A 23533-nucleotide genomic window follows, 5' to 3' on the forward strand; every position below is an offset into this window, starting at 1 on the left:
CATGAACGACGATACCAATTCTGCGTACTCACGCCGCGCTTTTCTCGGCGCTACCGGCGCAGCAGTCCTGGGGGCCGGCTTGATCTCGGGCCGCGTGGAGGCTGCGTCAATTCCGGAGGCGGCCACTATGGCCGACCCATTGACGCAGCCTCCACTCCTGCCCACCTCCGGCCCCGATTACAACCCGGTCGTGACGCTCAACGGCTGGACGTTGCCGACCAGGATGAAGGGCAAGTGGAAAGAATTTCACCTGGTTGCCGAGCCCGTCATTCGCGAGATCGCACCGGGCATGGTCGCCCATCTTTGGGGCTACAACGGCCAGTCGCCGGGCCCGACCCTGGAGGCTGTGGAAGGGGACTTCGTCCGCATTTTCGTGACGAACAAGTTGCCTGAGCATACCACCATCCACTGGCACGGGCAGTTGCTGCCTTCGGGCATGGACGGTGTGGGCGGGCTCACCCAACCGCACATCCCCGTCGGCAAGACCTTCGTCTATGAGTTCCAGCTGTTGAAGAGCGGAACGTTCATGTACCACCCGCACGCCGACGAGATGGTGCAGATGGCCATGGGCATGATGGGATTTTTCGTCGTCCATCCGAAGGACCCGACTTTCCGCCGCGTCGACCGTGATTTCGTCTTCCTGCTCAACGCGTATGACATCGAGCCCGGTGCGTACGTGCCCAAGGTCAATACCATGACCGACTTCAACCTGTGGACATGGAACAGCCGTGCGTTCCCTGGCATCGATCCGTTGGTCTGTGCCTTGGGAGACAAAGTTCGGGTCCGGTTCGGCAATCTGACGATGACCAATCACCCGATCCACATGCACGGTTACGATTTCAAAGTTTCCTGCACCGACGGAGGTTGGGTGCCAGAGGCAGCGGCCTGGCCCGAAGTCACGATCGATTGTGCGGTCGGTCAGATGCGTGCGTTTGACTTCGTAGCCGACCGTCCCGGCGATTGGGCCATCCACTGCCACAAGTCCCATCACACCATGAATGCCATGGGTCACGACGTACGCACGTGGATCGGCACCGATCGCAACTCGGTCACCGGCAAGGTGCAGGAACTTCTACCCGACTACATGTCCATGGGCGCGAGCGGCATGGCTGAGATGGGCGAAATGGAAATGCCGATGCCGGACAACACCCTACCCATGATGACGGGCTGGGGACCGTTCGGCGCGATCGAAATGGGCGGCATGTTTTCGGTGGTGAAGGTCCGCGAGGGCCTCGCTTCCGGTGATTACGCCGACCCCGGGTGGTTCGAGCACCCGGAAGGGACCGTGTCATATGAATGGACCGGTGAATCCTTGAATGCCGAACGTGCCGAAACCCCGGCAATCGAGCCCGATACGGTGGAGGTCCAGGTCGTGAAGCCTGGCGCCACCGGCATGAACCACTGACAAATGAGGACGACAATGAAGAAACTGATAGCTCTCGCGATGCTGACAACGCTGATGTCAGGCGGCTTAGCGCTGGCAAACGAAGGTCATACCGGAGATCACGAGGTCGCTTTTGGCGAGCCCGGGGATGCATCCAAGCCTGCGCGTCTGATCATGATCACCGCCAGAGAGATCGACGGCGGGATGAAATTTCTGCCCGACAACATCAAGATACGCGTCGGGGAGCAGGTGCGGTTTCGCATCAGGAACGCCGGGGAGCTCGAGCACGAAATGGTTTTCGCCACTCTTGAGCAAAACCTTGAACACGCCGTGGAAATGGCAAAAAACCCCGACATGGAACACGACGATCCAAACGCGGTCAGGCTTCAACCAGGCGACGTCACCGACATCGTTTGGCGCTTCACCAACGCTGGAAACTTTGACTTTTCTTGCCTTATTCCCGGACACCGCGAAGGCGGCATGTTCGGAACAATCGTTGTCCAATGATAAGAAATTCGAAAGTTACCAAAATGCGCAAATTTGTCCTCGCTGCTGCCCTCGCCATGATTTCAACTGCTGCCTTAGCCCAAACCGTCCCAGTAAATGGAGAAATTGTTAAGATCAATGAGGCCCAGGCCAAGATTACCCTAAAGCACGATGCGATCACTAATCTCGATATGGGCGCCATGAAAATGGTTTTTACTGTTGCCGATCCAGAAATGCTAACCCAGGTGAAGGTTGGAGATCTCGTAATATTTGAAGCAGATCGGATAAACGGCAAACTTACGATCGTCAAACTCCAACCGCGTACCTAAGTTAAGCCACATGACGTAAGGAATACAAAGCCGTACGCCATAGTCACAAGGGTGTTGATTGCCACTGAGAAGTTGCCCGTTAAGCGAGATATTCCTATCGAGCTGTGACCTGGGGCGAAGTGTGCCCTGATTGTTAGCAACGGGGTTTCAGCGTGATCGATATGGCATCTCTGATGCGTTTTGCCACGTTGGCATTTTCGAGAGTGTCGAGTGTTCCGCGAGATGGCCGCAGGCCTCTGGCGGAACACCATCCGCAAAGCTCGGCCAAAGTACACGGTCCGGCGTGCAAGCTAAACGACTTCGCGGATGCAGCGTGGCCGAAGACCGAAGCCAATTGGCTTCGCGATCAAAAGCAAGTCCTCGTGCAGTTCCGCGCCCATGTGGTGCGTTTGGGGTCCATGGGTTCCTCAAGTTGCGTTGCGGCTTTTGTCTGGGAATGGCGAGCAAATTGGCAGACCTCAGGCCGCAGGACCTTCGGGCCATTAAGCGTCGCACGAGATGACTCCGTCCAGTCGCCCGCAGAGCGAGCTTAGATATTTATTCCGCGTAGTCCGCTAGAATTCAGTCTCACGGGAACAATTATGCACGTCGTCAATCAGGCTTATAGCTTACATTTGAAAATAGAGAAAATTCTAAATTCCCAATCATTTATAAATGAAGCGATAGCGTCGCCTGAAAAAATGTTATCAAACTTAATAGGCCGCTTTTCACTTGCCGGCATAGACGTTACCGCGTGTGCGATAAACAAAATATCTAACGCCAAAAATGAATATTCACTAAAATGGATCAATACCGCAGGAAACGAATATTCATTTAATTACTTTAATTTGCCGATATAGGGTGGTGATACTACCTTGGATAATTAGCATACTTCGCCTAGATTTATTTGGATATTTCATAATGACTATGGACGAACAAAGTTAAACTAGCCTCAAGAGACATGGTGGGTGCGGCGCCTCTTACCACCCTCCAGGTCATCCAAAATTGGGCAATGCGGCCTGTGGTCCCCTTCGCAGGCCTCGACGAGCGCGCCCAGCGTCCTGCTCATCGCTTGTAGCATCACAATTTTCTCATTCAGTTCCGCGACATGACGTTCGGCCAGAGCCTTCACATCGGCACTGGAGCGTTCAGTATCCGACCACAGTTTCAGAAGGTCTCGGATTTCATCCATGGAAAAACCGAGGTCGCGGGCTCTGCGGATAAAGCCCAGCCGGTGCAGGTCGCTGCCTGAATAGTCGCGGTAGTTACTTTCACGTCGGTCGGCGGCAGGCACCAGCCCAATAGCCTCGTAGTGGCGGATCATCTTGGCCGAAACGCCCGTGGCTTTTGCTGCTTCACCAATCTGCATCATCGCCTCTAATTATTTTTCTATAGGTTGTTGACCTTCCCACGGTCGGAAGGTGCACAGTACCATATGAGCCAAAAAGACAGGACGCAAGATATGAGCACCCACGGCACGACACCGGGCCATGCCGGGCAGCACGGCCTTGCAGATTCGAGCACTGCGGTTGACCTGGTCTGCGGCATGACCGTCACCAAAGACGGCGCGAAACACGTCGCGACCTACGGGGGGAGGACCTTCTATTTTTGCTGCAATGGCTGCAAAACCAAGTTCATGGCCGACCCCTCCGAGTACCTTAAAAAGGCCGAAGCGGCGCCGGCACCTGCCCATTATCATGGGCACGGCCACGGCGCGCCAGGCGCTGACGGCAAGGTTAAGGACCCCGTGTGCGGCATGACGGTGGATCCCGCCACGGCCAAGAACACCGCTATGCACGACGGGAAAGCCTATTATTTCTGCTCAGCCGGTTGCGAGACCAAGTTTGAAGCGGCGCCGCAAACCTACATACGCGTCGCCCCGAAAGCGCCGGTTGTCGCACCGCCCGCCGGCACCATCTACACCTGCCCGATGCATCCGGAAATCCGCCAGGAAGGCCCCGGGTCGTGCCCGATCTGCGGCATGGCGCTTGAGGCGGAAATGCCGACGGCGGAGGCCACACCCAATCACGAACTGGCTGACATGACCCGTCGTTTCTGTGTGGCGACGGCGCTGGCCGTCCCCGTCTTCGTGATCGGCATGGGCAGCGACCTGCTGGGCCTGCACCGCTGGATTTCCGGCAGCGGGCTGAACTGGATACAGCTGGTGCTCGCCACGCCGGTGGTGTTGTGGGCGGGCTACCCGTTTTTCGAGCGCGGCTGGGCCTCGCTGCGCAACCGCAGCCTCAACATGTTCACGCTCATTGCCATGGGTGTTGGCGTCGCATGGCTCTATTCCGTCGTGGCCACGCTGGTACCGGACCTCTTTCCCATGAGCCTGCGGAGCATGGGGGGCGCCGTGCCGGTTTACTTCGAGGCGGCGGCAGTGATCACCGCACTTGCTCTTTTGGGGCAAGTGCTCGAGCTGCGTGCGCGCGACAAGACCTCCGGCGCCATTCGGGCGCTGTTGGACCTCGCGCCGAAGACAGCCCGTCGTATCCGCGCCAACGGCACGGACGAGGAAGTCAGCCTTGAACTGGTGACGGTGGGAGATCGTCTCCGCATCCGACCCGGTGAAAAAGTCCCGGTTGATGGGCTGGTGCAAGAAGGGCGCGGCTCCGTCGACGAATCTATGGTGACGGGGGAGTCGATGCCCGTCTCCAAGGCGAAGGGCGCCAACTTGATCGCCGGCACCATCAACCAGAGCAGCGCCCTGGTGATGGAGGCGCGGAAAATCGGGCGCGACACGATGTTGGCCCAGATCGTGCAGATGGTGGCCACGGCCCAGCGGTCACGGGCCCCAATCCAACGGCTGGCCGACCACGTATCCGGCTGGTTTGTGCCGCTTGTCATAGCAATCGCCGTGCTGGCCTTTATCGGCTGGGGCTTTTTCGGTCCGGAACCCCGGTTTGCGCATGGGCTGGTGGCAGCAGTTTCCGTGCTGATCATCGCTTGTCCGTGTGCTCTAGGACTTGCAACGCCCATGTCGATCATGGTGGGCGTGGGCAAGGGTGCCGGGCTCGGCCTGTTGATAAAGAACGCCGAGGCACTCGAGCGGCTGGAAAAGGTCGACACACTGGTGGTCGACAAGACCGGTACACTGACGGAGGGCAAGCCCGCTGTGACGTCGGTGCAGCCCATGGGCGGCTTTGACAAGGCAGAGCTACTGCGTCTTGCCGCCAGCCTTGAACGCGCCAGCGAGCATCCGTTAGCCAAGGCAGTGGTCACTGCCGCTACGGAACTAAAGCTGGCCCTCAGCAACCCTACTGAAGTGGATTCTCCTTCTGGCAAGGGTGTGACGGGTCTGGTGGACGGCAAGCGCCTGCTCATTGGCAGCGCCGGCTATCTCGAAGCGGCGGGCATTGCATCGGGCGCCTTGGTCCAGACCGCCAACGAGGCCCGAACGTCCGGGGCGACGGCCATTCTGGTGGCGGTCGATGGGGCACCTGCTGGCGTCATCGCCATTGCCGATCGGGTGCGGCCGACGACTGCTGCAGCACTTGCTGCCCTGCGGGAACGCGACATTCGCGTTGTGATGCTCACCGGCGACAACCGCATCACGGCGGAGGCCGTGGCAAAGACGCTGGGCATCGATGAGGTCGAGGCCGACGTGCTGCCTGAGCGCAAGAGCGCCGTGGTGGAACGGCTCCGGAAGGAAGGGCGCATCGTTGCAATGGCCGGCGACGGCGTGAACGACGCGCCGGCGCTAGCGGCAGCTGACGTGGGTATCGCCATGGGGACGGGCACCGATGTGGCCATGGAAAGCGCCGGTGTGACACTCCTCAGCGGCGACCTGATGGGCATCGTGAAGGCCCGCCGCCTTTCCCAAGCCACTATGGGCAATATCCGGCAAAACCTATTTTTCGCTTTTGCCTACAATGCCGCCGGTATCCCGATCGCGGCCGGCATCCTTTATCCGCTCACCGGGTTGCTAATGTCACCGGCGCTTGCGGCGGCAGCCATGGCGCTATCGTCGGTCAGCGTCATTGGCAACGCCCTACGGCTGCGCAGCACCCATATCGACTGAACGCGTTTACCCACTGTCCGGCAACAGACCGGCCAACTCTACAAGGATACAATCATGATCAAAACGACACTTGCAACGACCGCACTAGCACTCACCTTGGCCTTCGCACCGCAGGCTTTTGCCGAGGACGCCGCCCTGCCGGCCGTCTGTCTGCCGGCGGCACCCGTCGAAAAGCCCATGGGCGACATGGGCGGCATGAACCACGAGGCGGATGAGGCGCATACGGCACTGATGGCCGGCATGGACTCCATGAACGCTAACATGATGGCCGGGGCTCAAAACCCTGACATCGACGTGGCTTTTGTTTGCGGGATGATCCCGCATCACCAGGGCGCGATCAACATGGCCAAGGCCGAGCTGCAGTATGGTGACAACAAGTGGGCCAAGGACATGGCCCAAAAGGTCATCGACGCCCAGGAAAAGGAAATCGCCGACATGATCGCTTGGCTCGAATCTGAAGGCGCCAAGGAATAATTAAGCATGGGGATGCGCATAAGCGCGTCCCCAACACGGATTCAGCTTCCTGCAATCCTTTGGGGTCTAGCTAGGGCGGGGAGGGCTCCATGCTCAACAATCTGAAAATCCTGCTCACTGATTTGCTCCACTTGAGCCGAGATGCGCTTCACATCCACGTTGGACTCGGCATTTACATCATCGCCATTCTTGCTTTGCGGCGCGGCCCAGCCAGTCCGGTCCCGTGGTTGATCGTTCTAGGCTTTGAACTGATCAACGAAGTCCTCGACCTCTACCACGAGGTGGATTTCAGCGGCTCGATTGTCGACGTTCTCAACACTATGCTGTGGCCCACGATCGCTTTGGCGATCGCGAGATATGTCGCGCACAGAAGCCAACAACGTGAAGGGACGAAGCCCCGGCAAGTGCCTGAACGGCCCAATTGGACCAAGATCAGTTAGGGCATTATGCCGACCGCACGCGGGAGGCAGGGACATCCAGTCTTGCCTTCTTCGGAGAAGCCATTCTGATTTTTCGGCCACGCCTACTAGGGACTGCGCGGGGTGATGCCCCCGTGTGGTCAACTGTCCGCGCGCTTCCGGCCTCGCTGCTGCTGCACGGGCTAACACTCGCCGCCATGTGGGCCATGTTCGCCACGCGGCAGCTCGAGGCGCCTACTGTTCCGAGCATCGCCATCGACATTATCAGCGAGGCGGACTACCTACGCGCCACGCGGCCGGTTGACACGGTGCCGCAGGCGGTGCCGGCTGTAGAGCCGCAACCCGAGGCACGCCCGCAACCTCTGGAACCCAAACCCGAGCCCGCGTCTGAAGTTCCCGAGCCGAACACGATTCAGGCCACCCAATTTCTCGCCAACGACATCCTCAAAGACCCGAAGAATCAACAGGTGCGGGACACACTTACACTGCTGGACCGCAGCGAACGCATTACCCAGCTGTGCAACATAGAAGGGCTCGAGCAGTTGCGCCTGTTTCATCCGGGCGAGCGGCCGGACTCGCTGGACCCATCCGCTTTGGCGGAGACCACGGTCAGGGAGTACACTCTAGAGGCACCGGGGGGTGCCTACCGCCTCAACCGCAAATGGTACGAAATCCGGCTGACCTGCACAGTGGCGCCGGACTACCTCAGCGTCAGCGCATTTTCGTTCGCGCCGGGGCCGGCAATCCCGAAAGAGCGATGGGAAAGTCACAATCTCATCGATGACGACGTCGAACTAGACTAGATTCGGCTCGCGCCGTAGCGCGGAGGCCATGTGTTGTGGGCGACCAGCGAAAAACAGGAGATTAAAGACAAAGTTACGGCATTTCGAAGCATGCTTGAAATTGATGTGTCTAGAACTTCGGCTACCTGTTGACCTTCCAACGGTAGGAAGGTGCAAGCTTGGGTCGCGTGTTGGGCATAGCTGAGTCCCATAGAACGGATCGGCTGGCAAAACACCCTTCATTCCTTAGTCTTTTGCGTCAGCGAGGTTCAACGTGCCCCAACTCGCGATATTCGTGACACTGAAATCCAAGCCCGGAAAGCGCGGCGCACTTTTTGAGCTTTGGCGGGAACGCGTGCAGAATCGCGCTGCTGAGAATCCGCTTGAAACCAGCTACGTGTACTCATTCGACATGCGTGACGATACCATCGTCACCATAACCGAGGTCTTTGAGTCCATGGACGCCTTCCATCTGACGTCCCACTCGGAATGGTTCAAAGCCTATATGAAGGAGGTGACCCAACTTCTTGATGGGGAACCCAAGTATTACATGGCGACGCCGCAGTGGACCAAATCGAGTAGCTTAAATTCGCAAGTCGCGCTGTCGCAAACCTCGCAGTCGACCGTGACAAAGCTCATCAACCGGCTGCCGGCGTCCGGGCCGTTTAAGAAGATGCAGGATTATCTGGCATCGCAGCTGGCCATTTCGGTGTCGCTAAAAGCCAAGCCTGGAAAGCGCGACGCGGTGAAGCAGCTTTGGGACGAGCGGGTGCGTCAGCGAGCCTCGGAAAATCCGGCAGAGACAAACTACTTGTACGCGTTCGATGTGCGGGACGACACCATCATTAGGATAGCTCAGGTGTTTGAGACGATGGATGCCTTCCATCAGATTGCTCACGCGAAGTGGTTCAAGAGCTACATGAGAGAGGTGACGCTGCTTCTGGATGGCAAGCCAGAGTATCTCATGGCAACTCCACAATGGATCAAGTGAGTTCGCAGCCGGAATAAGCTCGGCACGATCGTCGTGGGGCCAGAAACGCTGTGAGGCTCCTCCCGTTGGAGGTCAAGTGGTGTTCTGCCGCGTTAGAACCGACTGCTTGTCATTCCGCGCGGCTTATAAACCGATAGGATGGTTGCCAGCACCAAGACCGCCATGCCGCCTGCACTATGCAGGATCATGGCGAACCTGCCGGAAGCCAGCGACGTCAGGTCCCCCCCATGCGCGGCCTGCGCCAGTGACCCGATGATCGGAGTTTGTATCAGCAGGACGACGACGGCGACCACGGTCAAGACCAGTTTGGCGATGACCCAGTAGTAGCGAAAAAGCCCCCAAGGCGTTCCGAGGGACTGCAGTACGCCCACTAGCAAGGAGAGGAAGGCCAGCGGCACGATGATCGGCCAGGTGATCAGGTTCATTCCGAGGTAGCTGGCGTCGACTAGCGCCATATCCATTGAAGTGGCGCCGATTATGGCCAATATCAGGAAGGCTGCGACGGCCCCGATCAGACCTACCGATGTCACGACATGCAGGGTCAGCAGCAGTTTGCGCCAGAACGGGGAAAAGTCCGAGCTGGCCATCGCTGCGGGCATCAGCCGAGCGACCCTTTACAAATATTTCGCCGATGTCACTGCGGCGATAGCTGCCTGGCACGAACGCCAGGTCGAGCAACATCTTGCCCAACTCGAAACGGCGCGGGCGTTGGCGCCCGACCCGATGACGGCGCTACGGAACGTACTCACGCTATATTCGACGCTGCAAACCAACGGACACGGTTCGGGAGCTCCAGCGTTCCTGCACCACTCATCCAACATGGCCACCGCGCATCACCGGTTGCTGCATCTAGTGCGCGAGTGCATCGCTGCGGCAGCCGCAGCGGGAGGCGTCCGGACCGATTACTCCGCCGTTGAACTCACCCAATTTTGCCTGAAGGCTGCGGCGGGCGATGGTCATGTAAACGACCCGCGCCGCTTCATCGATCTAATCGTTGACAGCCTGAGCGCCGGGAAGACGGGTTTGGGTAGGCAGTAGCCAATGGCTTTGAGGAGTCGCCGCTGGAGCATGCTGATGCAGACCGGCCATTGGGGCACGGTGCTGTTGTTGGTCCCAGCCTTCGTAACCGGTTTTGCCGGAAGCAAGGCCCTTGGCGGTTCCTGGCACGCCTCGCTTGGCCTCGCTGTTCTGGCGCTCATCTTGGCGCGTCTGTTGCTGCGGGTCGTGTCCCGAATGGCCGCGATATCGGTGCGTCTATCTTCACTGCTTTACGCCGCGCTTTACTCCATTGCGATCATGTTAGCGCTGACTGGCCTGACAGCAGGCCAACGTTCTCCGTTCACACCGCCGCCGAGCGCCTTCGGTCTGCAACTGCCGCAAATACCCGTTGTCCCCACGACGGTAGGCGCTCGGGCGCACACAGCGCTCGCCTATCTGTTGCTGGCGCTGATCGGTGTGCATCTGCTGAGCCTGTTGGCACGTCGGTTGAATGGCGAGCGCGGGGTTCTGGCGAGAATGCTACCGTTTGGTCGATACCGACAGCATTAAAGCCACTTGACCTTGCCATCTTGGAATGACGCACGGTCACGTCAACTGAACACGAGGTTTTCGAATGCTCAATTTTCAAATCGACGACATGACATGCTCTCATTGCGCAGGGACCGTCGAAAAAGCGGTGAAGGGCGTCGATCCCGGGGCGAAGGTGTCTATCGATCTCGTAACCAAGGCGGTGCGCATCGACAGCGCCCGGCCCGCGACCAGCTTCGTTGAGGCCTTCGAAGCTGTGGGCTACACGGGTACTCTTCTGTCTTAAGCTGGGAACGGTCCGGCTGCCACCCTTCGAAAAGTCCCGGGAAGGTCGTTCCAACCCGGGCTTCAAAAGTCCTTTATTGATGGCTTGTCGATAGATAGTCGATTTTCACGTCTCTAATGCCCCGATACGATGGCCAAAACGGAACGAAAAAAAATGCCAACAGAACGCACTTCGCATTGGGACAGCGTCTATTCCACCAAGGGCGAAAACGAGGTGAGCTGGTTCGAAGTTTCCCCCGAGCTTTCGATGGCGCTCCTTGCCGAGGCCGGCGCCACACCTGCATCAGCCATCATCGATATCGGCGGTGGCGCCTCGCGTCTCGTCGATACCCTGATTGCAGCAGGCCAGGCCCATGTCAGCGTTTTAGACCTTTCGGCGAGTGCCTTGGACCTCGCCCGCACCCGGATGCCGGCAACAGACCGCGTCGAGTGGATCATGTCCGACGTAACGACATGGCACCCCACACGTGTTTATGACATCTGGCACGACCGGGCAGCGTTTCACTTCCTTACCGCTCAAGCCGACCAGAAGAAATATACCGAAGTCATGACGCAGGCGCTGGCAGAAGGCGGCAAGGCCGTCATCGGAACCTTCGCCCCGGACGGCCCGGAAAAGTGCAGCGGCCTTGAAATCGCGCGGCACGACGCGGGCAGCCTGCAGGCCATCTTTGGAACCGGCTTCAAGCTCCTAGCAACGCGCCGGCACGACCACACCACACCCTGGGGTACCGTGCAGAAGTTCCAATTCAGCACGTTCGCAAAACTAGGCTAAGGCAGCCTTTAATGGTGGTGGCCTTCGGGCTCCGTCATGGCGAAGTCCATTTCGTCGCGCTCACTGCCTGATGACAGGAGGAGCTTGGCGTTGAATTCGTACGGTTCGGCGGGTGCGGCTGCGCTTTCGAGCTGATGGTAGTTGCCCAGCACTGGGACCAGTTGCCACGTCTCCGCTTGCCCGCCGAATCGACCGATCTCGATCCGAGCCTAAAGGCCATCAGCGTGACGCGGCACCGCAAGCGCATGCGCTCCCCGTTGGGGCGTATCGACGAATTAGAACAGGGTCAGATATCCGTGGCAATCAACACACTGGCGGCTATAGAACGCCTCACAGCCAGGCGTGGGAACGCCAATCGTCCAGTTTGCCCCGCGCATTCGGCGCCCGCCTCAGCAGGCGCCGATTCTTCTGAGCGGTGTGACTGCCGCTTACGCGGCCGCCCCCTCTTTCTTCTGCAATCCGTTCAGGAAATCTGCTGCCTTCTGAGCATGTGATACGGCGGTAAAGATCGCCCGCTTGTCGTTCTTCAGCACCTTTAGCCAATTGCCGATATAGGCGGCATGATCCTTGCAGACAGTCGGCGTGATCTGCAAATCGGCACAAAGGAACGCTGCACCCAGTTCGGCTACCAATTCCTCGACGGCGTAACCTTCATCGCCCCAGCGCTCGCGCCCGAAACTGCGATCCAGCCGCGACTTGTGGCGCGTCCAGTGGGTCAACTCATGCAACAGGGTGGCATAGAAGCCTTCCGGCGTGTGAAATGCCTCGAAACTCGGCATCTGCACCAAGTCACACTCCGGCTGATAGAAGGCCATCGCTCCGCCAGTGCGTACCTCTGCACCAGCTGCTGCAACAAACCTGTCCACCTGCTCGATGCGCTGGGTTGGGTCCAGCATCTTCACCGGCGGCTTGACTAATTTGGCCGGCAACCCCTCGATCTGGTCGGCATTGAAAACCGAATACGATTTGAGAAACGGAATACCCCGCTCGTTCTCCTCGCCGATCTGTTCGTTCAGCTTCGTTCGGGTCAGCGTTCCGCCATAAAGCACCATGGTTCCGCGCTCGCCTTTTCTGACGTGGGCGCCCATGCCCTGGGCCTGCTTGAAACTAATCCAGGTCGGCGACGAAAAGCCGTTCTCGGCGGCCGATCCCCAGAGCATCAGCACATTGATTCCTCGATAGGCCTCGCCATTGACGCGCAATGGCCGATTGAGCTGGCCACCTTCCCCACCCACAATCCAAGGTTGCATCCATGGCCGAATACCAAATTCCAGGTCCTTGATGATGGTGTCCGTCACGGTCTGATAAAGGTCCTTCTTCACGTCAATCTCCTAGCTTGCGGGTTCGCATGAACCCGGGCTAGCTCCCGGCAATGAGGGGGTTGAAACCGTCCAGTACCGGCCATGGTGGAGGGGGATCACCCAGGCTGCACGACCAACGGAAGGAAGGCTGGGGAGACCACCATGGTCGCGCGCCCTCTGGCGTCCAGTGCTTGACGGGAGAAGGGGCGCAGCCCCATCGAAAGAGAAGAAGTCGCCAATGGCGGCAATCCACATGAGCAGGAGGCTCATGCCGCGAACGGGACAGCTACCACTTGGCCGAGACCATAGGCTCGGGGCGCAACCAATGGCCCGGCAATTCGGCCATTGAGGAAGTGATTGATAAGGCCCGCATCCGGCGGTTGTTGCGCGTGGAGCAATCTCCCCACATCCTGTTAATCTGGAAGGAGCAGTTATGTCGGGATTTACAAAAAAAGAGATAGCAGTTGAGCTTTCCCGCCGAAAGCTAGCGCAGCGCGACATCGAAACCGGCTGAGTTGATCAGGCCGAGCGCAATCGAATTGCATACGCCGATACTAGGTGCATGCACTGCTACATACCTACAACTGCGTAACTGGCGGTGCCCAGGGGCTCTGCTGTCACTGTTTTAACGCCGACTGATGACGCCTGAAGTTCACCGAAAGGGGCAACGTGATTTGCAACGGTACTGGCGCTCTTGAAGACGCCGTAACCGGCAACAAATAGAAAACGCCCATTGCGTGCGGTCGCTAACGCTCTCGGTCATCGTCGCGGCCTTTTCCTCTCGGTTTCGGAGTGGCTGCCTGCCGCTCGCCCTCGTCTCTGCTCTCCGGCGTTGCAGGCGGGCGACGCCCCAACAATCGATCTCGTTGTTCCTGGGAATAGATGCGCGCCTCGCGATCCGGCACCCGCCCGCTGTCGGCCCCACTGGTATCCCGGCCAACTGGGCTGGGCCTCGGGGGACTACGGCCATGGTCACGTTCTAATACTGCCTGCACAATTTCCCAGGCCGTCGCCAGGCGGCCCTGTTGTAAGCGAAGCCAGTTCTGGAGCCTGGCCATATTGCTGGCGATCACCGACCTCCAATAATCACCCCGCTCGGTGCGCTCACCGCGTCGCTCCAGGGCCATGGCGATATGGCCGATCTTGGGTTGCGGTTCTCGATCGAGAATGACCGCCTCAACCTCCAAGATTTCGGCGCGGTCATTGTCATTGGCAGCACGGGCATCAACCGCCTGGCGCTCAACATCCACTCGCTGGGCTTCGAGAGTACGGTGGTCGACGCGGTCTTCATGGCCGGTTCGTGCTAAGGCATAATTGACATGCTCGGCCCATCCCTCGCGCCACTGGCCGAGCAGCGCCCGATCATTCCAGGATCGATCTTTGGCGCCGAAGCCCTCCTGGGTGATTTCTCGCAGCGTGAGCATGACATGAGCATGGTCGTTGCGCGGGTCGCCTTGGCGATGCGAGGCATGAATGGCGATATCGGCGATCATGCCCCGGGCAACGAACTCCTGCCGGACAAAGCCTCGCACCAATTCCAGCTGAGCCGCACGATCCATCTCGTGGGGCAACGCCAGTTGCAACTCACGGCACAGCTGCGCATCGCGGCGCTTCTCGACGCGTTCGACCGCATTCCACAAAGCCTCACGGTTAAGCATCCATTGCGGGGTGTTGGCCGGCGCCATGATCTCTTCATGCTCCACGCCGCCACGCCGTTCATAATCATAAACCTCGCCGGTTCGCTCATCGGCAATCCGGCCACCGGAACGATAGGCGGCCGCCGCCGTGGCCGATCTGCCATCTGCCCGCGAAATTACCTGGGCAGATAAGCGGTAAATGGCCACTGCCTTGCCCTCCTTTTCTCGTCATTGTGGTCCAGCAGGCATGATGCTAGCGCCAGGGTTTGGGGAGTGCGGATATCCCCATTTCGACCTACTGGTCGAAGCCGGGGAAGCCGTCCGGCTGGGGTAAAGCCCCATTGAGGACGCGCACGTTACGCAGTAATGTATAAGCGCGCATTTTCTATTTCAAGGTCTTCCTTCCTATGACATCTCCCACATCTGATCGCATCAAAGAACTGGAAGCCAAAAAGTCCCGGGTCGAAGCCCAACTCGTGCAGCACAAGGCCCGCCAACTCCGCCAGGACAAGAAACGCACCGATCGACTTCAAGTCCTATTAGGATCGTTCTTGTTCGATCATATGGAGCGCAACCCAGCGTTAAGGCGCTATGTGCGACAGCATCTTCTCGACTTCCACACGAGGCAACGGGACCGGGATTTTCTCGCAATCTTCCTCGAAGGACTGGCGAAGGATGAGTGATGCTGGATTTTTCGTCGTTGACGCTTCCCACGCACTGGACGGGATGGACCCTGCTCGTTGTCGGGATCGCGCTTTTCGCCATCCTGCTGTTCGGAATGTTCGGCACTGACTGGACACGCGCCTGGCGGAAAAAGCATCCGGTCAATCGCGTCGCCGAAAATGGTCCCTGGCGCGGCGGCTTCATGGAAGATAGCCAGCTTAAGGAACTGACCGCCAATTCAAGCGGCCTACCGCTGGGCATCCATGCCGGCAAGATCGCTCGCTACGTTAAGAATGACGACGAGGGCTGGTTGGGTGGCCACCATGCGGTCATCGCCGGAACGCGCGGTGGCAAGTCTGTCAGCGCGTTGGTCCCTGCCATTCTCGACCACTCCGGCCCGCTCGTGGCGCTCGATATCAAGGGCGAGCTTGCCAGCATCACAGGCCAGCGCCGGAAATCGCCGGGCAGGAAAGTGGCCGTCCTCGATCCCTTCGGGACTACCGGGTTCAAAGGCACGGCAAAATTTAATCCTATGTCATTCATTAGGGTGGAGCACCGAGACCGTGACGCAGCGGTCATTGCCGATGGCCTAGTGTTAGTGGAAAACGGCGACGGGGCGCATTTTGCAGATCGGGCGCGCGATTGCTTGGCCACGGCAATCGAGGTCGCGCATGAACTCGAAGGGCCAAAGGCCACGCTGCATGATGTGCGCAAGCTGGTATTGAGCGCCACTTTCTCCGATACCCTCGTTGCCTGGGCCGACACTCCTGCCCTTGCGGGCGGCCGTGCTGCTGATCTAGCCGGCTCGTTTTTGCAAATGGGTGACAAAGAGAGGGGAGCTATCATCTCCACCGTGGCAAGATCGTTGAAATGGACCGCAGCCGAACATATGCGGGGGTTTCTTGCCGCCGAAACCGGCTTCCGGTTCGATATGCTGCTTGGGGGCGACACTGACCTATTCATTGTCGTGCCATTGGATCAAGTTGGCCCGCAGGCGGGATTCCTCCGACTACTAACCAATCAACTCTTGGCGCTCATGGTACAACAGGACCAACGTGGCAAGGCCGCAAAGCCTGTCCTATTTATTGCCGACGAATTCACAAGACTCGGCCTCTTACAACGCGTTGTCGATATCGCAACCGTTGCGGCCGGCATGAACCTCGAAACGATTTTCGTGCTGCAAGATCGCGGTAGCCTCGAGGCGGTCTACGGCGAATACGCGGCTGATACCATTCTTGGCTCCTGCGCTACTACCCGCGTGTTCAACTTGGGTCGCGCCGATTTGCGGACTGCGAAATGGCTATCTGACATAAGCGGCTACAAGACAATGTGGAGTGAGGGCACAAGCTTCCAGACCAGCGCCGCCGGGCAAACGAATAGCCAATCCGAAATTAAAGAAAATCTGCTCAGCGTGTCCGACATACTCGAACTACCCGTCGACCAAATGATCTGCTTGATCAGAGGTAAATCACCGGCAAAATTGGCGCGAATTAAATGGTACCATCATCCGCACTATAAAGATAACTAACGGACAAATCACGGCTCTCGATATTGCCCGCCTCAGATGGCCCTGTGCAGTTGCATTAAATTCGTTCGGATCGATCTGTATCCAACCACACAATCCTGACCGCGAACGAGCCAGCAGCCAACACAGGGCGAAGGCCGCATCGTGATCGCGGGGCAATGCAGGCTGCACGCGCACACCCCAAGTGGGGCACGCAGATGGGCACGCGAATTTCATGTTCTGTAGCGACGCTATTCTGGTGCGACAGAAGTCGCAGCGCTATCGATTTCGGATCGCACAATCGTACCCATGATACGCAGAATCTGGGCATGCAATTCTGCATTCCGCGTCTTCTCATCGACCAGCATCACCGCCAGCGCCTCAAACTGCGCCTTGAGATTCAAATGCTCGGCACGATCGATCAATCCGGCGGTCGCAATACGTAACTCATCACGCAGCGAGACCTCGGTATGGCGCGCGGCGGCAAGGTCGTTACGATGCGCCTCGAGATCGGCACGCAGCATCGCGGCGGCGCTCTGGTGCTGCTCGCACTCCCGTTCCACAATCGCGGCACGGGCAAGAAGGGCATCACGCGCTTCTTCGACCTCCGAAATTTGCGCATAAAGATTGGACCGTTCTGCGTCGGCTTCCGCCAGCTTGGCTCCGGTCTCTTCCCCAACGCTCTGGGCATGAGCGAGGGACGCTTCATTATTTCAGCCTGAATGCTCCGGTCCTCCTCGATGCGCTTAAGAGCCATGCCCTGGTCCGCGATGATGGCACCGAACGTGGATTTCACATCCTCCAAGCTGGCCGCTGCCGCCAGCCCAACCGCACGCTTTATCCTGTCGACCACCTGATGAAGTTCATCAATATGGAATACCAGTCTGCCGACCTCGTCGGGGAGCGGGCCGCTGTCCACCGTCACCGCCACTTCAGACTCCTTCTGCTTGCGGGCGTTACGCAACTCAGCCAGAACCTGCTGAGCAACGCCGCGCCCGCAAATACCCGCAGCAACCGCTGCGTCTACGACCTCGCTGACCGAGGGGTCTTTACCCTCGCTTATTAGCTTCTGCTCAATCTCCGTAATGCGTTTGCCGATATCGGCACGATCGTACGCCATCTCACACCTCGCCGTTTTCGGTTTTTCGAATTATCGAATTATCGAATTATCGAAGCCTTCAGAGAAGGCTGACGACGTATGCCCCGGCCAGCGCAATGCTTAGCCAGAAGACGTGTATTGTCGGCACCCACCAAAGGAAAGCTTCAGCCACCTCGCTCATCAGGCCAAGCCAGGTACGGGAAAAGCTGGCGGCACGAAGAACTACGTAAACGAGCCCGCAATACAACAGCCATCCGAAGTTACGGATTAACATGGCTCCGCTTTCGTCCGAGAGTCTGTTGAATAGCGTCCCGTCCAGCAATTCGTCACGCAAACAAGCTGGGTCAACCGCAAACTCAAAGCATACAATTGGGTCGAGCTCCCCAGAAGAAAAAACAATCTCTAGGAGCCGGATGGAATGTTCGCCGGGCCATGCGTCGCCGCTATCGGCCACATAGACCAATTCGGGCAAACCGATCAGAAAGACTGCCATCGCGGCAACAGTCGCTGCCACTAAGACCAAGTTCAGTACGACTTTGACACCAATGTGCATTTGAATGTTCCTTGTTTTTACGAATAGCAGGCCGGACGGCGGTCAATCGACCGTCGCTAGCGCCGTGCTGATCTGTTAAGAAAATTGCTCGCCTTACGCTCGGACAGTGCCGAAGCGTAAAAGTGCGATTAGCCCTCGGTGATCTTGAAGTATTCTTCGATCAGGTGGTCCGCATTTTCGGCTTCGAGGATGCGAAGCGCTTCGCTGTCGGACAGAATGCGAATGCCCTCACCGGGGATAAAGCCACCAGCGGTTTCGCGGCCCCACATGGAGTAACAGTTGCCCTCTCCTGCCAAGAACCATTGCCCCTTTTTTGAGCGGTAGAGGTCCGTGTCATGCCAGGCAAAGTCGCCACCGTAGAAATTGCAGGCGACCCCGCACATATACTCAGCCGTGGCGGTGTCGAGTATCTTCCCGTTAATAGTTTTCCGCATACTAATACTCCGTGTCGAAAGACTACGTTGACGACCGTTGCGGCCGCCACTCGAAATCTGCAGACACTAAACTTGGAACCGAGTCAGATTGCAAAGCACCCCAGGTCGGAATGTTTGTGGTTAACGGAGAGTTTGATGGGTCTGATTCTGCCGTTTCGGGGATATGTCCCCAACAAAGGTGTCTCGTATGGCAGAGAAAATACTGCCTGGAACAAGAAGGCCGTGGCTGAAATTCAACGCTTTAGGACCGAACTTGAGAGATTGAATGCGATGGATCTCGGGGGGTCATACAGATCAGGAAAGCCGATGTCCGCTGACGACCCATGGTTTGAAGATATCTACTTTGAAGAAGATATAGAGAAACGAACAGTTCTTCGTGACCTTTCAAAAAGACTGGAGCCTGGATCAATCGTTGTTCTTCAACTTAGCGATATATTCCAAAAGAGCGCGAGTGACGAATTTTATGGTCATCGCGTCTATATATCTCCAATAGATAGAATTTGTGAGAGATATATTCCCGTAATTTCTGTGGACGCAGGAGCCTTATCTATTTCGATCAAATTATCGAAACTAATATATAAAGGAGTAGAGAAGAACCGAGAGAAAATTCAAAATTTGATAATAGATAACTATAAACCAAATCTTACGAGCATGGAGTCAAGGATTTCCCAGCTAACCAAGTTTGAAACAGATGAGGAAAGATCATTGAGAATCGATAGTATCTGATAAATATTGAATATTCGTTTGTCATGGTTACTAAAAATTTTGATACTAGTTTTGACTGTGGTCTGTCTTAACCTCATTTAAATTTGCAGCGTCCGTCTACTCGCTGTTTGACGCTGGAGCCTGCATATATTCGCAAACACCTAGGTCAATTGCGCTTTCGCGCAAAAGTCTGAACCGATACTGCCATGGATAAATCGTATCGACACGCATGTCGGTGAAACCCTGTCAAGAATTCATCGGCCCATGCACGCGCCTACCTTTAGATATCGGATTTCGAAAACGCGACATGCCTGCGGAGCCGGCCCGCTATTTTCAGCGAGAGCTCTATCCACTTCCCGACCGTGCTGGAGCGAGACGGGTCGTCATCGCGGCTAGTTGGGATGGCACGCTGTCCATCAGCTATCGAGGTGTTGACGTTGGCTTTGAACCAACAGCCGTCATTAGCCCGGCCCGGAACGGCATTGTTTACCGGCGGCAGGAGACGAACCTGCCCGGCGCCTCAAGCCTGGCAGCGCTCAGGTTGGATGCTGGCGCTTTCGCGTGATTGACGGAGACGGTCGATCGACCGCTTGTCCTTCTAGGGGCTGGCGTGAAATATGAACGGAAGCGTCGTCTTCGAGGAATCGCCTTGTTCAATCTGTTAGTCATGTCCGGCGGGTGGCCCTCGCACCAGAGCAGCTTCACCGGCTCGCGCATCTTCGAGTACACCGAAGACCACATCATCGCGGCGCATCGCAACGGCGCCACGATCGATTTCGCCAGGCTGCGGAACTATCCCGCCCTTTTCATGCCCGAGCAGAACAGTGGCGACAATCTTGCGCGGGTCGGCCGCATCATCAACGTGTCCGCGCGCAATGGCGGCGACGTTACGATCGAATATTCTTACGACAACTCGATCCCGCCCATAGATGTCGACTGGCTCAGCACTATCTCGGACGAGCTCCAGATGAACGGCTTCGAGTTCAGCAGGACGCATTGGGCGATTAAGGACGTCGATCTTTACCGTCTGGTCATCCGTGCCATCAGCCCCAACATAAACCAGGCAACGGTTTTCCAACTGGGGGATCGGACTGCCATCGATCCGCGCCAGATGTCAGCGATGATGCCCTTCGATGCGGGCTTCGCGAACGTCTACGCCACTATCCAGGCTGCTGGTGCCGCCGTAGGGATGATGGTCAATCGAGCTGACGACATCTGGCTCCACACCCATATCATCCAGGATATCGCGACGCTGATCTCAAGGTCGCGGATCATAGTGGCTGACTGCACCGGCAAAAACGCCAACGTCTTCTATGAGATCGGCATCGCCCACGCGATCGGCCGCGAAGTCATTCTGATTACGCAGTCGATGAACGACATCCCCTTCGACCTGCGCCACCTGCGTGCCATTCACTATCTCAACAACGGTGAAGGGCTCGCCGCGCTGCACACAACGATTCGGGAACGGGCGATGACGCTGCTCAATCCTTAACCGCCGCGACCGGGCCACGTATTAGACGACAACACCGTATCGGCGTCCTAAACGCGTCCTAATCTCAAAACGATCAAGGCCTCATTTTATTGGGGCCTTGATTTCATTATGAAATTTGGTAGCGAAGCCCAGATTTGAACTGGGGACACACGGATTATGATTCCGCTGCTCTAACCAACTGAGCTACTCCGCTCCAAGGTGCCAGCATGCGGCAAAGCCCGCATGGCAGCGTTCCGAAGAACAAGGCGAGGTATTAGTTTTACACCCTGCCGCTGTCAAGTCGCAAGCACGCGCGTCGACCCATGTTTACTGGCAAATGCACGCACCGTTCCAGATCATCCTCGAACCGCCGGTGCTCGATGGCCGCCTGCGCCCGCTGTTGAGCCATTTTGTTTCTGATATGTTCACATCGGACTTAACGCATCCGGCGACGATGCCGCGCATCGCAAATGCGCCACGAGTTTGTTCAAAAATCGACAACAGCCTGTTGCTATTGTCCATCTCACCCTGCCGGCCGGAACGCTCTATCTAAAGTTCAACACGGCGCGGCTATGAGGAGCGCCCACAGGAGACATTCGATGACCCTCGAACTCAAAGGCATCCACCATCTGACCGCCGTCACCGCCGAGGCCGGCAAGAACCTCAAGTTCTATACCGAAACGCTGGGCATGCGGCTGATCAAAAAAACCGTCAATCAGGACCAGACCGAGGCCTATCACCTGTTCTATGGCGATGGCGTAGCGTCGCCCGGCGCCGATCTGACCTTTTTTGATTTTGAAACCGGCCGCGAACGCCGCGGCACCCATGCGGTCACCCGCACCGGCCTGCGCGTCGATAGCGAGGACGCGCTCAACTGGTGGAAGGATCACCTGCAGAGCCACGATGTCGGCACCAGCGCCATCAAGGATCGCGCCGGCCACCTGTCGCTCGATTTCGAGGACTTCGAAGGCCAGCGCTTCCGCATGGTCATTGATGCCGCCAACACAGTGAAGCCCTGGGAGAAAAGCCCGGTGCCCGCCAATCGGCAGATCATCGGCCTCGGCCCGATCACCATGAGCGTGCCCCGGCTGGACCGCACCGAAGCGGTGCTGACCCAGGTGATGAACATGCGCAAGGTGCGTGAATACAGTGCCAGGGACGGCCAGCCGGAAACCCATGTCTTTGAAATGGGCGAAGGTGGTCCGTCTGCAGAACTGCATGTCGCCGTGCAGCCCGAGTTGAAGGCCACCCAGCCCGGCGCCGGTGGCGTCCACCACGTGGCCTTCCGCACCGAGGATCAGGATTCCTTGCGCCAATGGGTGCGCCGGGTCACCGATATGGGCCTGCGCTCCAGCGGCGAAGTCGAACGCTACTACTTCACCTCGCTCTACTTCCGCGAGCCCAACGGCATCCTGTTCGAAATCGCCACCGACGGCCCCGGCTTTGCCACGGATGAGCCGCTGGAACATCTCGGCGAAACCCTGTCGCTGCCGCCCTTCCTCGAAGGCCGCCGCGCCAGTATCGAAGCCAATCTCAAGCCGCTGGTCTAGCCAGCAAATGCACGCGCCTTCCGCACGGGAGGCGCGTGTCTATTCCGTTGCCGCCCCGCCCCCTGCCCAGAGCGTGAACCCCGCCAGCGGCACGATGCATATGATCACCAGCCACCATTGCAGATCCGGCCGCGCTTGCGCACACCACGCCAGCGGCAGCGCCCACAACAGGCTCAGCCCGGCATAGAGCAGCGTGATGTTGCGGTGACCAAACCGGCGCGACAGCTGCTGATAGGCATGGCGGCGGTGGGCAATCCACGGCCTCTCCCCTCGCGACAGCCGGCGCACCAGCGTCACGGTAGCATCCACCAGAAACACCGACACCAGAATGATCCAGCCAGCATAGCCCAGCGCTCCATTGGCAATGGTGAGCGCGGCCACGGCCAGGATGACCATTGCCAAAAAATTCGAGCCGGCATCGCCCATGAAAATCTTCGCCGGCGGCCAATTGCGCACCATGAAGCCGAACGCAGCAGCCACCACCGCAAACAGCAGCACCAACAGCGGTAAGGCCAGTGCCGTACTGTCCTGCGCCAGCCACAACGCCGCTGCGCCGAGTAGAATGATAATCGCCTGGCTGGCGGCAATACCGTCGATCCCATCCATGAAATTGAACAGGTTGATCCACCAGATGCCTGCCAGCACGACGAGGACGCCGAGGGCGAAGCCGCCCAATGTCAGGCTAAACGGCAAGGCAATGCCCGGTAGCGGCGAGGCAGTCACCACCAGAACCGCAACCAGAACCGCCTGTACTGGAAACCGGATGGCGGGAGACAGATCAAACAGATCGTCGAGAAACCCAAGCAGCGCAATGCCGGCCGCCACCACGGTAATCGCCAGCAGCACCCAACCGCCGGACAGCGACAGATAGAGCCCAACCAGTGCGCCGGCTACTGCGATCGCCGCCCCGCCGCCGCTGGGCGTTGGCCTGGTATGGGACGAGCGCGCATTGGGAGATTGCACCAGCCCGATCGCCGCCGCCCGGCGCTCGATCAAAAGGGTCAGCCCAAAGGCGAGCAGGCAGGCGCAGACGATAACAACGATGGTAGCGATAGCCCGACCCCCCGATTTTGTCCGTCTCTAGCCCGAAACCCTTAGACGAGCAAATGGGGCGGGTCAGTGTTGTTGGCTTGGCCCCACCCCACCCTCGATCCCTCCCCATCA

The 23533-nt window shown here is 58.1% G+C and carries 27 protein-coding genes and 1 tRNA gene; 19 read left to right on the plus strand and 9 right to left on the minus strand.

Going from position 1 to position 23533, the window contains the following annotated elements; all coding sequences use genetic code 11:
- The first annotated feature begins 1 nt into the window (after position 1).
- From ABIT12_RS11035 to ABIT12_RS11045, 3 genes are read left to right on the plus strand one after another with little or no spacing between them, the layout of a single operon-like run.
- On the plus strand, positions 2 to 1405 hold the full coding sequence (locus ABIT12_RS11035) for a copper oxidase (protein ID WP_348043329.1): 1404 nt from the start codon (positions 2 to 4) through the stop codon (positions 1403 to 1405).
- Between the two features lie 15 nt (positions 1406 to 1420).
- Positions 1421 to 1891 carry a cupredoxin family protein gene (locus tag ABIT12_RS11040; RefSeq protein ID WP_348043331.1) on the plus strand — a complete coding sequence of 157 codons (471 nt, stop codon included), beginning with the start codon at positions 1421 to 1423 and terminating at the stop codon, positions 1889 to 1891.
- A gap of 23 nt (positions 1892 to 1914) precedes the next feature.
- Positions 1915 to 2199 carry a copper-binding protein gene (locus tag ABIT12_RS11045; RefSeq protein WP_348043333.1) on the plus strand — a complete coding sequence of 95 codons (285 nt, stop codon included), beginning with the start codon at positions 1915 to 1917 and terminating at the stop codon, positions 2197 to 2199.
- Positions 2200 to 3130: 931 nt separating this feature from the next.
- On the opposite strand, the gene cueR is transcribed toward ABIT12_RS11045, so the two are convergent.
- Entirely contained in the window at positions 3131 to 3547 is a 417-nt protein-coding gene (gene cueR, locus ABIT12_RS11050; protein ID WP_348043378.1) for a Cu(I)-responsive transcriptional regulator, read from the minus strand.
- Positions 3548 to 3640: 93 nt separating this feature from the next.
- Between cueR and ABIT12_RS11055 the strand changes: the two genes are divergently transcribed.
- The 5 genes from ABIT12_RS11055 (at position 3641) to ABIT12_RS11075 (ending at position 8868) form a co-directional block, all read left to right on the plus strand.
- The gene (locus tag ABIT12_RS11055) at positions 3641 to 6202 is read left to right on the plus strand and encodes a heavy metal translocating P-type ATPase (protein WP_348043335.1); all 2562 of its coding nucleotides are present in this window, start codon (positions 3641 to 3643) and stop codon (positions 6200 to 6202) included.
- A 54-nt stretch (positions 6203 to 6256) separates the two neighbouring features.
- Complete coding sequence (locus tag ABIT12_RS11060; RefSeq protein WP_348043337.1) at positions 6257 to 6676, plus strand: DUF305 domain-containing protein; 420 nt, start codon at positions 6257 to 6259, stop codon at positions 6674 to 6676.
- An 89-nt stretch (positions 6677 to 6765) separates the two neighbouring features.
- Positions 6766 to 7116 (plus strand): hypothetical protein, encoded by a 351-nt coding sequence (locus ABIT12_RS11065; RefSeq protein ID WP_348043339.1) that lies wholly within the window; start codon positions 6766 to 6768, stop codon positions 7114 to 7116.
- Complete coding sequence (locus ABIT12_RS11070; RefSeq protein ID WP_348043340.1) at positions 7098 to 7898, plus strand: DUF930 domain-containing protein; 801 nt, start codon at positions 7098 to 7100, stop codon at positions 7896 to 7898. The genes ABIT12_RS11065 and ABIT12_RS11070 overlap by 19 nt, the downstream gene beginning before the upstream one ends.
- Positions 7899 to 8172: 274 nt before the next feature.
- Positions 8173 to 8868: an antibiotic biosynthesis monooxygenase gene (locus ABIT12_RS11075; protein WP_348043341.1), complete on the plus strand. Its 696-nt coding sequence runs from the start codon at positions 8173 to 8175 to the stop codon at positions 8866 to 8868.
- 92 nt (positions 8869 to 8960) lie between these two features.
- On the opposite strand, the gene ABIT12_RS11080 is transcribed toward ABIT12_RS11075, so the two are convergent.
- Positions 8961 to 9329 carry a hypothetical protein gene (locus tag ABIT12_RS11080; protein ID WP_348043343.1) on the minus strand — a complete coding sequence of 123 codons (369 nt, stop codon included), beginning with the start codon at positions 9327 to 9329 and terminating at the stop codon, positions 8961 to 8963.
- A gap of 16 nt (positions 9330 to 9345) precedes the next feature.
- Between ABIT12_RS11080 and ABIT12_RS11085 the strand changes: the two genes are divergently transcribed.
- The 4 genes from ABIT12_RS11085 (at position 9346) to ABIT12_RS11100 (ending at position 11452) form a co-directional block, all read left to right on the plus strand.
- The gene (locus ABIT12_RS11085) at positions 9346 to 9906 is read left to right on the plus strand and encodes a TetR/AcrR family transcriptional regulator (protein WP_348043344.1); all 561 of its coding nucleotides are present in this window, start codon (positions 9346 to 9348) and stop codon (positions 9904 to 9906) included.
- Positions 9907 to 9936: 30 nt separating this feature from the next.
- Entirely contained in the window at positions 9937 to 10416 is a 480-nt protein-coding gene (locus ABIT12_RS11090; RefSeq protein ID WP_348043346.1) for a cytochrome b/b6 domain-containing protein, read from the plus strand.
- A gap of 64 nt (positions 10417 to 10480) precedes the next feature.
- Positions 10481 to 10681: a heavy-metal-associated domain-containing protein gene (locus ABIT12_RS11095; RefSeq protein ID WP_348043348.1), complete on the plus strand. Its 201-nt coding sequence runs from the start codon at positions 10481 to 10483 to the stop codon at positions 10679 to 10681.
- A 153-nt stretch (positions 10682 to 10834) separates the two neighbouring features.
- On the plus strand, positions 10835 to 11452 hold the full coding sequence (locus ABIT12_RS11100) for a class I SAM-dependent methyltransferase (protein WP_348063341.1): 618 nt from the start codon (positions 10835 to 10837) through the stop codon (positions 11450 to 11452).
- A 428-nt stretch (positions 11453 to 11880) separates the two neighbouring features.
- Here ABIT12_RS11100 and ABIT12_RS11105 read toward each other — a convergent pair whose 3' ends face one another.
- Both ABIT12_RS11105 and mobQ read right to left on the minus strand, forming a co-directional pair.
- On the minus strand, positions 11881 to 12774 hold the full coding sequence (locus ABIT12_RS11105) for a zincin-like metallopeptidase domain-containing protein (protein ID WP_348043352.1): 894 nt from the start codon (positions 12772 to 12774) through the stop codon (positions 11881 to 11883).
- A 725-nt stretch (positions 12775 to 13499) separates the two neighbouring features.
- Complete coding sequence (gene mobQ, locus ABIT12_RS11110) at positions 13500 to 14597, minus strand: MobQ family relaxase (protein ID WP_348043354.1); 1098 nt, start codon at positions 14595 to 14597, stop codon at positions 13500 to 13502.
- Positions 14598 to 15072: 475 nt separating this feature from the next.
- Here mobQ and ABIT12_RS11115 point away from each other — a divergent pair, with 475 nt between their 5' ends.
- The gene (locus ABIT12_RS11115; RefSeq protein WP_348043356.1) at positions 15073 to 16581 is read left to right on the plus strand and encodes a type IV secretory system conjugative DNA transfer family protein; all 1509 of its coding nucleotides are present in this window, start codon (positions 15073 to 15075) and stop codon (positions 16579 to 16581) included.
- Between the two features lie 227 nt (positions 16582 to 16808).
- Here ABIT12_RS11115 and ABIT12_RS11120 read toward each other — a convergent pair whose 3' ends face one another.
- The gene (locus tag ABIT12_RS11120) at positions 16809 to 17081 is read right to left on the minus strand and encodes a hypothetical protein (protein ID WP_348043358.1); all 273 of its coding nucleotides are present in this window, start codon (positions 17079 to 17081) and stop codon (positions 16809 to 16811) included.
- Here ABIT12_RS11120 and ABIT12_RS11125 point away from each other — a divergent pair.
- Both ABIT12_RS11125 and ABIT12_RS11130 read left to right on the plus strand, forming a co-directional pair.
- A complete protein-coding gene (locus tag ABIT12_RS11125; RefSeq protein ID WP_348043360.1) occupies positions 17055 to 17279 on the plus strand; it encodes a hypothetical protein in 225 nt (74 codons plus the stop codon). The genes ABIT12_RS11120 and ABIT12_RS11125 overlap by 27 nt on opposite strands.
- 134 nt (positions 17280 to 17413) lie before the next feature.
- Positions 17414 to 17623, plus strand: a complete 210-nt coding sequence (locus ABIT12_RS11130) for a hypothetical protein (protein ID WP_348043362.1) — start codon at positions 17414 to 17416, stop codon at positions 17621 to 17623.
- A gap of 112 nt (positions 17624 to 17735) precedes the next feature.
- Here the strand turns inward: ABIT12_RS11130 and ABIT12_RS11135 are convergent, their stop codons facing one another.
- Positions 17736 to 18209, minus strand: a complete 474-nt coding sequence (locus tag ABIT12_RS11135) for a hypothetical protein (protein ID WP_348043364.1) — start codon at positions 18207 to 18209, stop codon at positions 17736 to 17738.
- A 128-nt stretch (positions 18210 to 18337) separates the two neighbouring features.
- Complete coding sequence (locus ABIT12_RS11140) at positions 18338 to 18643, minus strand: hypothetical protein (protein WP_348043366.1); 306 nt, start codon at positions 18641 to 18643, stop codon at positions 18338 to 18340.
- A 135-nt stretch (positions 18644 to 18778) separates the two neighbouring features.
- Between ABIT12_RS11140 and ABIT12_RS11145 the strand changes: the two genes are divergently transcribed.
- Both ABIT12_RS11145 and ABIT12_RS11150 read left to right on the plus strand, forming a co-directional pair.
- Complete coding sequence (locus tag ABIT12_RS11145) at positions 18779 to 19369, plus strand: hypothetical protein (RefSeq protein WP_348043368.1); 591 nt, start codon at positions 18779 to 18781, stop codon at positions 19367 to 19369.
- Between the two features lie 628 nt (positions 19370 to 19997).
- Positions 19998 to 20840, plus strand: coding sequence for a hypothetical protein (locus tag ABIT12_RS11150; RefSeq protein ID WP_348043370.1), 843 nt, complete (start codon positions 19998 to 20000; stop codon positions 20838 to 20840).
- Positions 20841 to 20956: 116 nt separating this feature from the next.
- On the opposite strand, the gene ABIT12_RS11155 is transcribed toward ABIT12_RS11150, so the two are convergent.
- A tRNA-Met gene (locus ABIT12_RS11155) sits at positions 20957 to 21033 on the minus strand.
- 123 nt (positions 21034 to 21156) lie between these two features.
- Here ABIT12_RS11155 and ABIT12_RS11160 point away from each other — a divergent pair.
- Together ABIT12_RS11160 and ABIT12_RS11165 are read left to right on the plus strand one after the other, a co-directional pair.
- Entirely contained in the window at positions 21157 to 21372 is a 216-nt protein-coding gene (locus tag ABIT12_RS11160; protein WP_348043372.1) for a hypothetical protein, read from the plus strand.
- A 46-nt stretch (positions 21373 to 21418) separates the two neighbouring features.
- Entirely contained in the window at positions 21419 to 22369 is a 951-nt protein-coding gene (locus ABIT12_RS11165) for a ring-cleaving dioxygenase (RefSeq protein WP_348043374.1), read from the plus strand.
- A 39-nt stretch (positions 22370 to 22408) separates the two neighbouring features.
- Here the strand turns inward: ABIT12_RS11165 and ABIT12_RS11170 are convergent, their stop codons facing one another.
- The gene (locus tag ABIT12_RS11170) at positions 22409 to 23365 is read right to left on the minus strand and encodes a hypothetical protein (RefSeq protein ID WP_348043376.1); all 957 of its coding nucleotides are present in this window, start codon (positions 23363 to 23365) and stop codon (positions 22409 to 22411) included.
- Positions 23366 to 23533 lie beyond the last annotated feature (168 nt).

Source organism: Devosia sp., assembly GCF_039927955.1.
GTDB lineage: Bacteria > Pseudomonadota > Alphaproteobacteria > Rhizobiales > Devosiaceae > Devosia.

Coding starts and splice junctions, on each gene's coding strand:
- ABIT12_RS11160 (WP_348043372.1), top strand. CDS start 21,157: ATGCACGCACCGTTCCAGATCATCCTCGAACCGCCGGTGCTCGATGGC.
- ABIT12_RS11095 (WP_348043348.1), top strand. CDS start 10,481: ATGCTCAATTTTCAAATCGACGACATGACATGCTCTCATTGCGCAGGG.
- ABIT12_RS11125 (WP_348043360.1), top strand. CDS start 17,055: ATGCGCCTCGAGATCGGCACGCAGCATCGCGGCGGCGCTCTGGTGCTG.
- ABIT12_RS11080 (WP_348043343.1), bottom strand. CDS start 9,329: ATGGATATGGCGCTAGTCGACGCCAGCTACCTCGGAATGAACCTGATC.
- ABIT12_RS11055 (WP_348043335.1), top strand. CDS start 3,641: ATGAGCACCCACGGCACGACACCGGGCCATGCCGGGCAGCACGGCCTT.
- ABIT12_RS11045 (WP_348043333.1), top strand. CDS start 1,915: ATGCGCAAATTTGTCCTCGCTGCTGCCCTCGCCATGATTTCAACTGCT.
- ABIT12_RS11100 (WP_348063341.1), top strand. CDS start 10,835: ATGCCAACAGAACGCACTTCGCATTGGGACAGCGTCTATTCCACCAAG.
- ABIT12_RS11060 (WP_348043337.1), top strand. CDS start 6,257: ATGATCAAAACGACACTTGCAACGACCGCACTAGCACTCACCTTGGCC.
- ABIT12_RS11085 (WP_348043344.1), top strand. CDS start 9,346: ATGGCCAATATCAGGAAGGCTGCGACGGCCCCGATCAGACCTACCGAT.
- ABIT12_RS11115 (WP_348043356.1), top strand. CDS start 15,073: ATGCTGGATTTTTCGTCGTTGACGCTTCCCACGCACTGGACGGGATGG.
- ABIT12_RS11120 (WP_348043358.1), bottom strand. CDS start 17,081: ATGCTGCGTGCCGATCTCGAGGCGCATCGTAACGACCTTGCCGCCGCG.
- ABIT12_RS11090 (WP_348043346.1), top strand. CDS start 9,937: ATGCTGATGCAGACCGGCCATTGGGGCACGGTGCTGTTGTTGGTCCCA.
- ABIT12_RS11065 (WP_348043339.1), top strand. CDS start 6,766: ATGCTCAACAATCTGAAAATCCTGCTCACTGATTTGCTCCACTTGAGC.
- ABIT12_RS11140 (WP_348043366.1), bottom strand. CDS start 18,643: ATGCGGAAAACTATTAACGGGAAGATACTCGACACCGCCACGGCTGAG.
- ABIT12_RS11135 (WP_348043364.1), bottom strand. CDS start 18,209: ATGCACATTGGTGTCAAAGTCGTACTGAACTTGGTCTTAGTGGCAGCG.
- ABIT12_RS11165 (WP_348043374.1), top strand. CDS start 21,419: ATGACCCTCGAACTCAAAGGCATCCACCATCTGACCGCCGTCACCGCC.
- ABIT12_RS11145 (WP_348043368.1), top strand. CDS start 18,779: ATGGGTCTGATTCTGCCGTTTCGGGGATATGTCCCCAACAAAGGTGTC.
- ABIT12_RS11035 (WP_348043329.1), top strand. CDS start 2: ATGAACGACGATACCAATTCTGCGTACTCACGCCGCGCTTTTCTCGGC.
- ABIT12_RS11130 (WP_348043362.1), top strand. CDS start 17,414: ATGAAGTTCATCAATATGGAATACCAGTCTGCCGACCTCGTCGGGGAG.
- ABIT12_RS11040 (WP_348043331.1), top strand. CDS start 1,421: ATGAAGAAACTGATAGCTCTCGCGATGCTGACAACGCTGATGTCAGGC.
- cueR (WP_348043378.1), bottom strand. CDS start 3,547: ATGCAGATTGGTGAAGCAGCAAAAGCCACGGGCGTTTCGGCCAAGATG.